The sequence below is a fragment of the Streptomyces sp. GMY02 genome, from assembly GCF_019056675.1.
Taxonomy (GTDB): Bacteria; Actinomycetota; Actinomycetes; order Streptomycetales; family Streptomycetaceae; genus Streptomyces; species Streptomyces odonnellii.
On sequence record NZ_CP077658.1, the window covers coordinates 5,072,765 to 5,085,716 of the forward strand.

Annotated in this window: 13 protein-coding genes; 8 read left to right on the forward strand and 5 right to left on the reverse strand. The window is 70.8% G+C overall.

The window, feature by feature from the left end; translation table 11 throughout:
- Positions 1–10: 10 nt before the first annotated feature.
- Positions 11–1,243, reverse strand: coding sequence for a glycoside hydrolase family 26 protein (locus KQY30_RS21510; RefSeq protein ID WP_217308243.1), 1,233 nt, complete (start codon positions 1,241–1,243; stop codon positions 11–13).
- Positions 1,244–1,419: 176 nt separating this feature from the next.
- On the opposite strand from KQY30_RS21510, the gene KQY30_RS21515 reads away from it, so the two are divergent.
- Both KQY30_RS21515 and KQY30_RS21520 read left to right on the forward strand, forming a co-directional pair.
- Positions 1,420–2,787: an ATP-grasp domain-containing protein gene (locus tag KQY30_RS21515; protein ID WP_217308244.1), complete on the forward strand. Its 1,368-nt coding sequence runs from the start codon at positions 1,420–1,422 to the stop codon at positions 2,785–2,787.
- A 204-nt stretch (positions 2,788–2,991) separates the two neighbouring features.
- Positions 2,992–4,320 carry an NAD(P)-binding domain-containing protein gene (locus KQY30_RS21520; protein ID WP_217311219.1) on the forward strand — a complete coding sequence of 443 codons (1,329 nt, stop codon included), beginning with the start codon at positions 2,992–2,994 and terminating at the stop codon, positions 4,318–4,320.
- Between the two features lie 117 nt (positions 4,321–4,437).
- On the opposite strand, the gene KQY30_RS21525 is transcribed toward KQY30_RS21520, so the two are convergent.
- The 3 genes from KQY30_RS21525 to KQY30_RS21535 form a co-directional block, all read right to left on the reverse strand.
- The gene (locus KQY30_RS21525; protein ID WP_217308245.1) at positions 4,438–5,508 is read right to left on the reverse strand and encodes a chaplin; all 1,071 of its coding nucleotides are present in this window, start codon (positions 5,506–5,508) and stop codon (positions 4,438–4,440) included.
- A gap of 93 nt (positions 5,509–5,601) precedes the next feature.
- The gene (locus KQY30_RS21530) at positions 5,602–5,838 is read right to left on the reverse strand and encodes a chaplin (protein WP_217308246.1); all 237 of its coding nucleotides are present in this window, start codon (positions 5,836–5,838) and stop codon (positions 5,602–5,604) included.
- A gap of 307 nt (positions 5,839–6,145) precedes the next feature.
- Positions 6,146–6,553 carry a rodlin gene (locus KQY30_RS21535; protein ID WP_217311220.1) on the reverse strand — a complete coding sequence of 136 codons (408 nt, stop codon included), beginning with the start codon at positions 6,551–6,553 and terminating at the stop codon, positions 6,146–6,148.
- Between the two features lie 207 nt (positions 6,554–6,760).
- Here KQY30_RS21535 and KQY30_RS21540 point away from each other — a divergent pair, with 207 nt between their 5' ends.
- From KQY30_RS21540 to KQY30_RS21550, 3 genes are all read left to right on the forward strand, one after another.
- A complete protein-coding gene (locus tag KQY30_RS21540) occupies positions 6,761–7,171 on the forward strand; it encodes a rodlin (protein WP_217311221.1) in 411 nt (136 codons plus the stop codon).
- A 167-nt stretch (positions 7,172–7,338) separates the two neighbouring features.
- Positions 7,339–7,746 carry a rodlin gene (locus KQY30_RS21545; RefSeq protein WP_217308247.1) on the forward strand — a complete coding sequence of 136 codons (408 nt, stop codon included), beginning with the start codon at positions 7,339–7,341 and terminating at the stop codon, positions 7,744–7,746.
- Positions 7,747–7,820: 74 nt separating this feature from the next.
- On the forward strand, positions 7,821–8,633 hold the full coding sequence (locus tag KQY30_RS21550) for an exodeoxyribonuclease III (RefSeq protein WP_217308248.1): 813 nt from the start codon (positions 7,821–7,823) through the stop codon (positions 8,631–8,633).
- Positions 8,634–8,680: 47 nt separating this feature from the next.
- Here KQY30_RS21550 and KQY30_RS21555 read toward each other — a convergent pair whose 3' ends face one another.
- Entirely contained in the window at positions 8,681–9,313 is a 633-nt protein-coding gene (locus KQY30_RS21555; RefSeq protein WP_217311222.1) for a MerR family transcriptional regulator, read from the reverse strand.
- A 148-nt stretch (positions 9,314–9,461) separates the two neighbouring features.
- Here KQY30_RS21555 and KQY30_RS21560 point away from each other — a divergent pair, with 148 nt between their 5' ends.
- The 3 genes from KQY30_RS21560 to KQY30_RS21570 are packed head-to-tail and all read left to right on the forward strand — an operon-like array spanning position 9,462 to position 12,807.
- On the forward strand, positions 9,462–10,988 hold the full coding sequence (locus KQY30_RS21560; protein WP_217308249.1) for an NAD(P)/FAD-dependent oxidoreductase: 1,527 nt from the start codon (positions 9,462–9,464) through the stop codon (positions 10,986–10,988).
- Positions 10,985–11,914, forward strand: a complete 930-nt coding sequence (locus KQY30_RS21565) for an alpha/beta fold hydrolase (protein WP_217308250.1) — start codon at positions 10,985–10,987, stop codon at positions 11,912–11,914. Before KQY30_RS21560 ends, KQY30_RS21565 begins: the two co-directional genes overlap by 4 nt.
- On the forward strand, positions 11,911–12,807 hold the full coding sequence (locus tag KQY30_RS21570) for an SDR family oxidoreductase (RefSeq protein WP_217308251.1): 897 nt from the start codon (positions 11,911–11,913) through the stop codon (positions 12,805–12,807). Before KQY30_RS21565 ends, KQY30_RS21570 begins: the two co-directional genes overlap by 4 nt.
- The last annotated feature ends 145 nt before the right edge of the window (positions 12,808–12,952 follow it).

Sequence of the window (12,952 nt, forward strand, 5' to 3'; positions counted from 1 at the left end):
CCGCCGTGTTTCAGGAGCCCAGCCGCCGCCACCACTCCAGGGGAAGGCAGACCTTCCCGCCGAGCCATTTCTCGATCCACGGGCCGAGATCCATCGGTGTGCAGGCGGGCCGGCCGGGCGCGGGCGCCGGAGGCTGTGCCGGTGCCTGCGTGGGCCCCGGAGGCGGCGTCGGAGTGGGTGTGGGTGCCGGACTGGGTGTCGGCGCGGGTGTCGGCGCCGGTTCCGGCCCGCGGCCGTAGAGCATGGACCGGTACACCTTCGACGATTCGGGATTCTGGTCGCACTGCCATACGCCGTGCGGGCAGTAGTCGGTGACGGTGTTGTAGAGCGGCTTGTACGTGTCGAACCACCGGAGCATGCCCCTCATGTATTCGGGGTTGTCACCATTGCGGAAGAGACCCCACTCCGGATAGGAGATCACCTTTCCATGCGCGGCGGCGAAGTCCACCTGGTCCTGGAGTCCGTAGGGTTCCTCGACCTGTTCCCGGAAGGTCCGGCCGGGCGGCTGGTCGTACGAATCCATGCCGATGATGTCGACGAAGTCGTCGCCCGGATAACACGAGGTCCAGGGAATGTCGTCGCGGCCGCGGTTGGGTGCGAAATCGAACCGGAATTTCTGGCCCGGAACGGCGCGCATGACGGTGACGATGCGGCGCCAGTACATTTTCCACGCCGTCGGGGCGGGCCCGCAGCGATGGGTGTACATGGCTCCGTTCATCTCCCAGCCCAGCACGATCACCGTATCGGGCACACCGAGACCGACCAGCCGTCGCGCCAGGGTGCTGAAGTGCTCGTCGTACTGGCCTGCCGCGCCTTTGTACAGCTCACGGCGGACGACCGAGTCCTGGATGCGGCCCTCGTTGCGCTCCAGCATGGGAACGTTGAGTACGAACAGCCGGTCGTCCCGGGCCTTTCGCCACTCGGCCCAGTGCTCCATGAAGTCCGGGGCGCCCTCGATGTTGGACCACACGTCCCCGGGGAGATAGGTGTGCCCGACGCGGACATCCGCACCGCCGAGCCAGTTCTTGAGGGCGGGAATGCGCTCGATTCCTTTGCGGCCGTAGTCGAGATAGGCGCCCATCGCGGGCGAGGGTGCCTGCGGCGGTCTGTGTCCGCCCGACGTACGGTCAGGATCTGGCGCTCCGTCAGGATCGGCCGGTGCCGCGCCCGAGGAAAGGAGGGCGGCCGTGACCACACCCAGGCAAGTGACCGTCAGCCTTCTGCGACGGGGTCGTTGGAACATATATGCGCTCCTTGCGAGTCGGAACCACTTCCGCGGCCACGGATGGTCACGCTCGCTCAAAAGTATTTCTAATAAGCCGAATGGGAACCCGGTCTGGCACTCCAGTAGTCCGTCCGTGCGTTTCATCCCCCGCTTGGGCCATCGCATTGGGCCATCGAATTGAAGGACACACCACCGTGGCGAGCTTGGACACCCGCGTTCCCGCCGTACTGCTGAGGCTCGACCAGAACCCTTTCCACCACGGGACGCTGGGCGCCGTCCGGTCCCTCGGCCGGGCCGGGATCGAGGTGCACGCGGTGGTCGAGGCGGCGCGTGGCCCCGTGGGGCACTCCCGATATCTGCGCCATACGCATCCACGGCCCGACGGCTGCCGGGATCTGGCGGAGATTCAGCGACTGCTGCTCGATGTCTCGGACCGGCTCCGCACCCCGGCGGTGCTCATTCCCATGGACGATCTGAGCGCGATCGCCGTGGGACGCCTCCAGACCTGTCTGACCGGCCGCTATCTGCTGCCTGAGCAACCGTCAGGACTGCCCGAACGGGTCGCGGACAAGGCGGAGCTGGTGGAGATCTGCGCAGATCTCGGGATTCCCCACCCGCGAACGGTGATCCCCGGCTGCACGGCGGAGGCGGCGACGGCCGCGCGGACGCTGGGGCTGCCCGTGGTGGCGAAGTGGAGCCGACCGTGGCTGCTTCCGGAGGCGGGCGGGCTGCGCAGCACGCAGCTCGTACGCTCCGCGCGCGAGGCCGGCGAACTGTACGGGCGGAGCGCCGAGGCGGGCAGTCGGCTGCTGCTCCAGGAGTTCCTGCCGCACGGCCGGGGCCTCGACTGGTTCTTCCACGGATACAGCGGGGACGGCGGCGAGTGCCTGGTCGGGGCCGCGGGACGCAAGGAGCGGTCCTGGCCGGCCGGGGCGGGCCTGACCGCGGTGGGCACCTGGCTGCCCAATCCGGCGGTCGAGCGGACGGCCCGTCAGATGATCGCCGCACTCGGCTACCGGGGGATCCTCGATCTCGACTTCCGCCGTCACACCACGACCGGCGACTACCACCTGCTGGACTTCAACCCCCGGCCCGGCGCGCAGTTCCGGCTCTTCACGGACCGGGCGGGCACCGATGTCGTACGGGCGCTCCATCTCGACCTGACCGGCAGGCCCGTACCGGCCCAGGCCGCCGCGCACGGCAGGACGTTCATGGTGGAGAACTACGCGCTGCTGTCCGCGCTCACCGTCCTGCCCTCCGGCCGTGCGGACGGACCCCGCAGGACGGGGTCCGTGGAGACGGCGTGGTTCGCGCCGGACGACCCGTCACCCGCGTATGCCATGGCCGTCGCCTGGGGACTGCACGCGGTACGGCGGGGACAGCGCGGCCTCGGGCGCGGCCTGGAGCGGGCGCTCGGGCGCGCGACGGGCGGCCGGCGTACGGGCGAGGCGGGCCGGCCCGAGCCGGTCCTGCCGCGGACGAGCCCGGTGATCCGCGCGCCGCGGGGGCGCAGCCCGGACGGCACGGCCCCCGGCGCCGCGGTCCCGCACCGGTCCGGATGACCGACGGACGCGGCGCGGCGGACCGTACCCGCCGATTCCCACGACGGACCGACCGGACCGTCGGACCGGCCCGGCCATCGCTTCGGCAGACCGCCTGAGCGATCTGACCGACCGACCCGACTGACAGACCCGACTGACCACTCCGACACAGACCACTCCGGCCGACCCCGGCTACCGACCCCGGCACAGAGAGCGGGACACATGATGCACGACCTGGCAGTGGTGGGCGCAGGCCCCTATGGACTCTCCGTCGCCGCGCACGCCGCGGCGGCCGGACTCGATCTGCGCGTGTTCGGCAGGCCGATGGCCTCCTGGCGGGACCATATGCCGCCCGGGATGTTCCTCAAATCCGAACCCTGGGCGTCGAATCTCTCCGACCCGGTGGGCGCCTTCGGACTCGCCGACTACGCGGCGACGCAGGGGATGGAGGTCCGGCACGGCGTTCCGCTGCCGGTCGGCTTCTTCGCCTCGTACGGACTCTGGTTCGCGAAGCACGCGGCCCCGCCGGTCGACGAGCGGATGATCGCGTCCGTACGGCCCTGCCCCGGCGGATTCCGGCTCTCCACCGAGGACGGCGAGAACGTCCTCGCCCGTACGGTGGCGCTCGCGATCGGCGTGATGCCGTTCATCGACATCCCCGGGCCGCTGCTCGGGCTGCCCCGCGAGCAGGTCTCGCACAGCAGCCACCACGCGGATCTCACGCGCTTCAAAGGGCGGGACGTGACCGTCATCGGCGCGGGCCAGGCGGCCCTGGAGACCGCGGCGCTCCTCGCCGAACAGGGCACGTCCGTCAGGGTGGTGGCCCGGTCGGGGCAGTTGAACTGGAACACCCTGCCGCCGCCCCTGAGCCGCCCCTTCAGGGAGACGGTCCGTCAGCCGCACACCGGGCTGGGCTGCGGCTGGAAGAACTGGCTGTACGCGGAGTCGCCCGGCCTCTTCCGCCGGCTGCCCGCCGCGACCCGGGCACGCGTCTTCACCTCGGCACTCGGCCCGGCGGGCGCGTGGTGGCTGCGGGAGCGCTTCGAGCCCGTGGTGGAAACGGGTCTCGGCGAGAGCGTGGCGAACGCGGACCCGGTGGACGGCGGGCGCGTACGGCTCGAACTGGTCTCCACCGCGGGCCGGGTACGGGTCGTCGAGACGGACCATGTGATCGCGGCCACCGGATTCACCCCGGGGCTCGAACGGCTCGGTGTGCTCGACTCCGGTCTGCGGGCCACCCTCGCCACGGTCCGTCCCAGCAGCGCGCCCGAGGCGAGCCCGGTCTTCGAGTCCTCGCATCCGGGGCTCTTCCTGGCCGGGCTGCTGAGCGCGCCGTCGTTCGGCCCGTCGATGCGGTTCGTGTACGGAGCGGCCTACACGGCGGAGCGGCTGGTGGCGGGCGTACGGCGGCGGCTCGGGGCCCGGGGCGGAGCAGGCGGGGGAGCGGTCGGCGGCCCGGTGGGCGGATCGCTCGGTACGGTCCGGCAGCGGCAGGCGTCCGGGGCGGACCGCTCACCGGAACCGACAACAGCCGGGAAATCGCGGCTCTCCTGAGTGCTGCTCGGACGGTCCGTCAGTTCTGCTCGTCCGATTCGGATCGTCAATTCCCTTTGGAAACGCCTCGGCCGGGAGAATCCCCGTGATTCTCCCGGCCGGAGGGCGCTTCTCGGATCAGCGTCGGGCGGCGGTGCCGCGCCGGTAGAGGATCCCGCCTCCGAGCAGCAGGCTCGCGCTGATCGCCGCCATGGCGAACAGTCCGGTGTCGCTGCCGGTGGACGCGAGCATGGCGGTGCCGGAGGAGGCGCCCGCGCCCGGGTACCCGGCGGGGGTGCCCGCGTTCGGGGTGGTCCGGGTCACGCCGGGTCCGCCGGGTCCGCCGGGTCCGGTGGTCCGGCCGTCGGGGGGCGTGGATGCCTCGGGTGTGCCAGGCGTCCCGGGTGTTCCCGGGGCTTCGGGAGTGCCGGGCGTCCCGGGGTTCAGCGGCGTCACCTCGACGCCGGGGCCCTCATGCGCACCGGGGTTCTCATGGGTGCCGGGACCCCCCTCATGCGCGCCAGGACCTTCGTGGGCGCCGGGCCCCTCGTGGGAACCAGGGCCCTCATGCCCGCCGGGGATCTGTGGGCCCCCGTGGGCCGCCAGCGGCGGGTTGTTGGCGCAGCCGTTGCCGAAGGCCGGGTTGAGGACACCGACCAGATCGGCCGAGTTGCCGCAGGCGTTCACCGGGAGGTCGAGGGGCGCCTGAAGGACGTTGCCCGAGCCGACGCCCGGCGACCCCTTCGCGATGGCACTGGCACTGGAGCCGGAGGGCTTGCCGTACGAGCCGTGCGAGCCGTGCAGACCGTGCGAGGCGCCCGGACCGGACTGGCCGTGCGGACCCTGCGCCTCGTGGGAATCCCGTACGGGGGCGTGGGCGCCCGGCGGCGTACGGTCGTCGCCGTGCCCGGGGGCCGGGTGCTGGGCATGCGCCGGGGCCCCGTGCGGGGCCGCGTGTCTCGCGGCGCCCGACGCGTTGGCACAGGCGTTGCCGAAAGCGGGATTGCCCGCCCCGACGACATCCGCGGTGTTGCCGCAGACGTTGACAGGGACCTCGATGGGTACCTGAACACTGTTGCCCGACAGCACTCCCGGTGATCCGGCGGCCACCCCTTCGCTCTCCACCGCGATGGCGTAGCCACCGCCGATGGCCAGCACGCCCGACGCCGCCGCGGCGGTGAGCAGCCCCTTGCTGATGCGGTCTCGCATTTCTCTTTTCTCCTCCTGCTCTGACTTCGGGACCGACTGAGACCGGTCCCGAAGCAGGGGGAACCCCCATGCTCCGGGACCGGACGGGAAGCGTCAGCCGGCGTTGACGCAGGCGTTGCCGAAGGCCGGGTTCAGCAGAGCGAGGATGTCGACGGTGTTGCCGCACAGGTTGATCGGAACGTGGATGGGCACCTGGATGGCATTGCCCGAGAGGACGCCCGGGGAGCCGACCGCGGCCGCCTTGGCCTCGGAGTCGGCCGTGGCCGGGGCGGCGGCGCCCATCGTCATGAGCAGACCTGCGACGATGGTTGCGGCCTTCTTGCACTTCATCGTGAGCCCTTTCCGCAGCGGCGAATTCGTCCGTACGACTGTCGTGGCACGGGGGCATCGACTTCTCGGCCCTTACGTCCGCTGCTGGAACTCCAACGATGAGGCGCGCGGCAAGGAAACTGCCCTGTTTTATGGCTTCGCTGGTTCACCCGAATGCCGCGCGAAGCGATTCCGGGGCTTTTCCGTTTCCGCCCGGCAGGGGTCCGTACGGAACCGTCTGGAATACGGGACGGGCCGGCCGGGGCACCGTCGCCCCGGCCGGCCCGTCGGCCCGGAGCGCCGTCCGGGCGGTGGCAGGCGGTACCGGTCAGTGGTTGCCGGTGCCGTTCCCGGACAGGACCGGGATGTCGTCCAGGATGTGCGACAGCGGCTCGTCGCCCTTCGCCTGGGTGGAGTTCTCCGCGCACTGCTGGTTCTGCGGCGACGATAGGACGTTGACGTCCTGGACCGTGACCGGGATGAGGCCGACGAGGGAGCCGGCGTTGACCTTGACGGGCACACCGAGGCAGAGCTTGTTGAGCGAGCCCTGGATCAGTTCGAGCTGCGGGCTCATGTCGCCCTTGGTGGAGGAGTTCCCGAAGGCCTGCTTGGCGCCGTTGCCGCTGAACGACGTGGTGCCATGGTCGTCGCCGATGGCGAGCGCGGTGGGCGCCGCCGCAGCAGACATGCCGACCACGGAGGCGGCGACGGCGGCGCCGGCCATAATCTTCTTGATCACGATGGGTTCCTTTTCTCAGGAAATGCAGGTGGGGCGACTTGGACAACCGCATGTCAGCGGTTTGGTTCCGCTGCTTCACCCGATCGGCTAGTTGATCACCGGTAATAGACCATTGGGGTGAAGCGCCAGAACCAAACACACGGTGGGAAGTTGCTCAGGGGGCTCCGCAGTCTTGGGGCATCCGTCAGAAGGGGACTCATCGTGATGATCAAGAAGGTCATGGCCGGTGCGGCTGTCGCCGCCTCGGCCGTCGGCTTTTCCGCCGCCGCCGCTCCGCAGGCACTCGCCGTCGGCAACGACACCGGGACCACGTCGTTCAGCGGCAACGGCGCCTGGCAGGCCTACGGCAACTCGGCGACGTACGGCCACATGAGCCCGCAGATGGCGCTCATCCAGGGCTCGCTCAACAAGCCCTGCATCGGTCTGCCCGCCAAGCTGAACGCCGGCTCTCTCATCGGCCTCATCCCGGTCTCGGTCCAGGACATCAATGTCCTGTCCTCCCCGCAGAACCAGCAGTGTGTCGAGAACTCCACCCAGGCGAAGGGTGATGAGCCGCTGTCGCACATCCTGGACAACATCCCGATCCTGTCCGGCAATGGCACGGGCAACCACTGAGAAATCGGTCGGTCGGCCGGACCGTCGCTGAAATCCCGCGGCGGTCCGGTCTTTTCGCTGTTAATGCGATACGCCGTTCGAGGGAACGGCCGCAACTATTCCGTCCATCGGCGGGTTGAGCAATCGGACTCCACCGGTGGGGTCCGACTTTCCGGAAAGGCATTTACATGAAGAAGCTGTGGGCAACCGCCGCGGTAGCGGCCACGATCGTCGGGGCGTCCGCCGCGGCCGTGTCGCCGGCCCTGGCGATCGGTGACGACCATGGCACCACGTCGTTCAGCGGCAACGGTGCCGAGCAGGCCTTCGGAAACTCTTCCACCAAGGGCGACATGAGCCCGCAGCTCGGCCTGGTCCAGGGCTCGCTGAACAAGCCCTGCATCGGTCTGCCGCTCAAGGCCAATCTGGGCTCTCTCATCGGCGCCGTCCCGATCACGGTCCAGGACATCAATGTCCTGTCGTCGCCGCAGAACCAGCAGTGTGTCGAGAACTCGACCCAGGCCAAGGGCGACGAGCCGCTGTCGCACATCCTGGACGACATCCCGGTCCTGTCCGGGAACGGCGCCAACAACCGCTGACGCCCCCTCGCGGAGGCCCGGTCCGGCAGTACGCCGGACCGGGCCTCCGTTTTTCGGGTCGGTAGGGTGCCGGGGTGCTCACTGTGACGACCGTGAATGTGAATGGCCTCCGCGCCGCCGCCAAGAAGGGGTTCGTGGAGTGGCTGGCGGAGACCGCCGCCGATGTGGTCTGCCTCCAGGAGGTACGGGCCGAGCCGGAGCAGCTTCCCGAGTCCGTGCGGGCGCCCGAGGGCTGGCACGTGCTGCACGCCCCGGCCGCCGCCAAGGGCCGTGCCGGTGTCACGCTCCTCTCGCGCCGCGAGCCCGACCGTACCCGGATCGGCTTCGGCGGCACGGAAGCCGGGGGCGCCGAGTTCGACACGAGCGGGCGGTACGCCGAGATCGAGCTGCCCGGGGTCACGGTGGCCAGCCTCTACCTGCCGTCCGGCGAGGTGGGCACGGAGAGGCAGGACGAGAAGGTCCGTTTCATGGACGCGTTCCTGCCGTATCTGGAGCGGCTGAGGAAGAGCGCGGCGGCCGACGGGCGTGAGGTGCTGGTCTGCGGCGACTGGAACATCGCGCACCAGGAGGCCGACCTCAAGAACTGGCGCGCCAACCGCAAGTCCTCCGGGTTCCTGCCCGAGGAGCGCGCCTGGCTGACCCGGCTCTACGACGGGGCCGGCTATACGGATGTGATGCGCGCCCTGCACCCGGACCAGGAGGGGCCGTACTCGTGGTGGTCCTACCGGGGCCGTGCCTTCGACAACGACACGGGCTGGCGCATCGATCTGCATGTCGCGACCCCCGGTCTGGCCGGGCGCGCGGTCAAGGGGTGGGTCGAGCGGGCGGCGGCGCACGAGGAGCGGTGGAGCGACCACGCGCCGGTGACGGTGGTGTACGAGAGCTGAGTCCCACGGCTCGCACAGATCGCGGCAGCCGGATCCCGGGAGCGCTGTCAGGCGTCGTTCGGCGCGGGCTCGCGCAGCCGGCGGTCCAGTGCCATCGACAGCTCCGCCTCCACGACGCCCTTGGCCAGCGGCCGGAGTCCGGCGGTGTCCGGGGTGGTGATGTGGGCGGAGAGGACCGTGGCGAAGAGATCCGCCAGGGCCTCCGCGTGGACGCGGACCCGGCGGGCGGTCTCCAGGATGGTGGCGAGGGGAATCCCCGCGCGGACCAGGGCCGCCGAGGTGTCGAGCAGCCGGCGGCTGATGTGGACGATCTCGTCGCCGTCCGTGGCCAGATAGCCGAGTGAGAGGGCGGCGGCCAGATTCTCCGCGGTGGCCTCGCCCTCGAAGTAGTCCGCCAGTTCCTCGGGGGAGAGCCGGACCGGGGTCTCCTCGGTCGGTATGCCGAGGCCGAGCACTTCGCCGACATCGCGCCCGCTCTCGAAGGCGGTGGCGAGGTCGGCGATGCCGTTCAGGGTGTGGCCGCGTTCCAGCAGGGCCGCGATCGTACGGAGCCGGGCGAGATGGTGGTCGTCGTACCACGCGATCCTGCCCTCGCGGCGGGGCGGCCGTATCAGCCCGCGCTCGCGGTAGAAGCGCACGGTGCGGACCGTGATGCCCGCCTCGCGTGCCAGCTCCTCCATGCGGTACTCCATGCCGGGCAGCTTATGTCGTACCCCCGGTAACGTGTTTCGGCCCGCCCCCTACCCATGAGTACGGAGCTGCTCTACGCTCCGGATTGCGCCAGTGATCGCTGGCGTGGTTCGTGATGTTCCGGCGTCAGGAGGCGGTATGGGCCAGCACGTGCGCGTGGCGGTGGTCGGATCCGGATTCGGCGGCCTGGGGGCGGCCATACGGCTGCGCAGAGAGGGAATAACCGACTTCGTCGTCCTGGAGCGGGCCGGTTCGGTCGGCGGGACCTGGCGCGACAACAGCTATCCCGGGTGCGCCTGCGATGTGCCGTCGCATCTCTACTCGTTCTCCTTCGCGCCCAACCCCGACTGGCCGCGCGTCTTTTCGGGGCAGCGGCACATAAGGGCCTATCTGGAACGGATCACGGACGCCTTCGGGCTGCGGCCGCATCTGCGGACCCGTCACGAGGTCCGGCTGATGCGCTGGGACCCGGACGCCCTGCACTGGGAGCTGGAGACCTCGCGGGGGACTTTCACCGCCGATGTGGTGGTCTCCGCGGCCGGGCCGCTCTCCGATCCCCGGATCCCCGACATCCCCGGGCTCGACGGATTCCCCGGGAAGGTCTTCCACTCGGCGCGCTGGGACCACGACTACGAACTGCGCGGCAAGCGCGTCGCGGTGATCGGCACCGGTGCCTCCGCGATCCAGATCGTCCCCGCGATCCAGCCCGATGTGCGCAGGCTGACACTGTTCCAGCGGACCCCGCCCTGGGTGATGCCACGCGCCGACCGCGCGATATCCGCGGCCGAGCGCCGACTGCACCGCGCGCTGCCCTTCACGGCGGCCGCCCGGCGCAAACTGCTCTGGGGCATAAGGGAGTTGCAGGTCCAGGCGTTCACCAAGCGGCCCAACGAACTCGGGCTCGTCGAGTCGCTCGCCAAGGCCAATATCGCCAGGGCCATCCAAGACCCCGCGCTCCGCGCCGCGTTGACACCTTCGTACCGCATCGGGTGCAAGCGGATCCTGCTCTCCAGCTCGTACTATCCGGCGCTCGCGCAGCCCAATGTCGATGTGGTGGCCTCGGGTCTCGCCGAGGTGCGCGGCTCCACGCTGGTCGCGGCCGACGGTACGGAGTGCGAGGCGGACGCGGTCGTCTTCGGGACCGGCTTCCATGTGACGGACATGCCGATCGCCGAACGGGTCGTCGGCGCGGAGGGCAGCACGCTCGCCGAGACCTGGCGGAACGGTATGGAGTCGCTGCGCGGCGCGACCACGGCCGGCTTTCCCAACTGGATGACGATCATCGGCCCCAACACCGGTCTCGGGAACTCCTCGATGATCCTGATGATCGAGTCCCAGCTCAACTACATGGCGGACTTCCTGCGGCAGTTGGACGGCCTGGACGCCTTCGGCGGGCGCGTGGCACTCGCGCCGCGGCCCGCTGCCGTCCGTACCTGGAACCACCGGGTGCAGGAGCGGATGAAGCGGACCGTGTGGAACACCGGCGGCTGCACGAGCTGGTATCTGGACGCGAACGGCCGCAACACCACCATCTGGCCTGGTACGACAGCCGAGTTCCGCCGCGCCACGCGCCGCGTCGATCTCTCGGAGTACGAGGTGATCCGCGCCGCCGGGCCGGGCCAAGGTGTGCGGTCGGCGGCGGGCGAGCGGGAAACGGTCCGGTGAGCGGGCTGCCCAGGGGCGGTGAACGGCGTGAGCTGACCGCCGTCTCCGCCGACGGATCCCGTATCCACACCGAGGTGTACGGCCGCGCCGGCCGGCCCGCGGTCGTCCTGGCCCATGGCTGGACCTGCCGTATCGGCTTCTGGGCGGACCAGATCGAGGACCTGGCCGCGGACCACCGGGTGATCGCCTACGACCAGCGCGGGCACGGCCGTACGGCGCTGCCGGGCCGGGGCGGGTACTCGGCCGGGGCGCTCGCCGACGATCTGGAAGCTGTGCTCGCCGCCACGCTGGAGCCGGGCGAGAAGGCCGTACTGGCGGGGCATTCGATGGGCGGGATGGCACTGATGGCCGCCGCGCGCAGGCCCGCGTTCCGTGAGCACGCGGCGGCCGTTCTGCTGTGCAGTACGGGCAGTTCGCGGCTGGTCGCCGAGGCGCGCGTGGTGCCGATGCGCGCCGGACGGGTACGGACCCGTCTCACCCGGCTCGTACTCGGCGCCCGCGCACCGCTCGGCCCGGTCACACCGCTGTCCCGACGGATCCTGCGCTACGGGACGATGGGCCGGGGAGCCGCGCCGGAGCGGGTCGCCCGGTGCGCGCGGATCGTGCACGCCTGCCCGCGGCGCTCCCGGGTGGGCTGGTCGCATGTGCTCGGCGGGCTCGATCTCGACGCGGAGGTACGGGAGTTGAGGTTGCCCGCCGCCGTGCTCGTGGGGACGGCCGACCGGCTGACCCCGCCCGTCCAGGCGCGGGCGCTGGCCGCCGCGCTGCCCGACTGCGCCGGGCTGACCGAACTCCGCGGGATCGGCCACATGACCCCGGTGGAGGCCCCGGACACCGTCACGGCCAGGATCCGTGAGCTGGTGTGCGTCCACCTGAGCGGCAGGAGTACGAAGGGTCCGAAGGGCGCGAAGGAGGGTGCCGCGTGAGGGGCTTTCCGAAGCGGCGCGCACCGCTCGACGGGCAGGTCGCGGTCGTCACGGGCGCGGCGCGCGGTGTCGGTGAACTCCTGGCCCGCAAACTCTCGGCACGCGGCGCCAGGGTGGCGCTCGTCGGTCTGGAGGAGGAAGAGCTGAAGCGCGTCGCCGCCCGGCTGCACTCCGACCGCGCGCACTGGTACGCGGACGTCACCGACCACACGGCGATGGCCGGGGTGGCGGCGGAGGTCGAGGAGTGTTTCGGGGCGGTGGACATCGTCGTCGCCAACGCGGGCGTCGCGTCCGGCGGGCCGTTCGCCGACTCGGATCCGGAGGTGTGGCGGCGGGTCGTCGAGGTCAATCTGCTGGGCGGCGCGGTCACGGCGCGGGCGTTCCTGCCGGCGCTCATGGAGAGCCGCGGCTACTTCCTCCAGATCGCGTCGCTGGCCGCGCTCGTCCCCGCGCCGATGATGACCGCGTACTGCGCGTCAAAGTCGGGTGCCGAGGCCTTCGCGCACAGCCTGCGCGCCGAGGTCGCGCACCACGGAGTGCGGGTCGGTGTCGGCTATCTGTCCTGGACGGACACGGACATGGTGCGCGGCGCCGACCAGGACGAGGTGATGCGGGAGCTGCGCGGACGGCTGCCCTGGCCGGCGAACCGCACCTATGCGCCCGGTCCCGCGGCGGAACGGATCGTCGCGGGGATCGAGCGGCGCTCCGCGCAGGTGTACGCGCAGGGATGGCTGCGCGCGATACGGCCGGTACGGGGCTGTCTGCCGGGCCTTGTCGCCATGGCCGGGACGCGTGAGATGCGGCGTGCGGAACCCCGTATGGCGGGCGTGCGCAAGGGACTTGTGGGGGCGGGCGGGGCCGCGGACGAGAGGGAGCGCACACAGCGTAACTGATCGAAATGCGCGGAATGTCGGGGCGTGTAAGTCTGGTCGAGGCCCCACCCCCCACCTCTTCCAGGAGTGAAATTCCATGGGTATTTCCGACCAGTTCAAGGACAAGGCGCAAGAGCTCGGCGACCGGGCGAAGTCTCAGATGGGC

Bases quoted from the DNA above. Each gene is read 5' to 3' on its own strand.
- KQY30_RS21525 (WP_217308245.1), bottom strand. From the start codon at position 5,508: ATGCGAGACCGCATCAGCAAGGGGCTGCTCACCGCCGCGGCGGCGTCG.
- KQY30_RS21555 (WP_217311222.1), bottom strand. From the start codon at position 9,313: ATGGAGGAGCTGGCACGCGAGGCGGGCATCACGGTCCGCACCGTGCGC.
- KQY30_RS21520 (WP_217311219.1), top strand. From the start codon at position 2,992: ATGCACGACCTGGCAGTGGTGGGCGCAGGCCCCTATGGACTCTCCGTC.
- KQY30_RS21545 (WP_217308247.1), top strand. From the start codon at position 7,339: ATGAAGAAGCTGTGGGCAACCGCCGCGGTAGCGGCCACGATCGTCGGG.
- KQY30_RS21540 (WP_217311221.1), top strand. From the start codon at position 6,761: ATGATCAAGAAGGTCATGGCCGGTGCGGCTGTCGCCGCCTCGGCCGTC.
- KQY30_RS21510 (WP_217308243.1), bottom strand. From the start codon at position 1,243: ATGTTCCAACGACCCCGTCGCAGAAGGCTGACGGTCACTTGCCTGGGT.
- KQY30_RS21560 (WP_217308249.1), top strand. From the start codon at position 9,462: ATGGGCCAGCACGTGCGCGTGGCGGTGGTCGGATCCGGATTCGGCGGC.
- KQY30_RS21530 (WP_217308246.1), bottom strand. From the start codon at position 5,838: ATGAAGTGCAAGAAGGCCGCAACCATCGTCGCAGGTCTGCTCATGACG.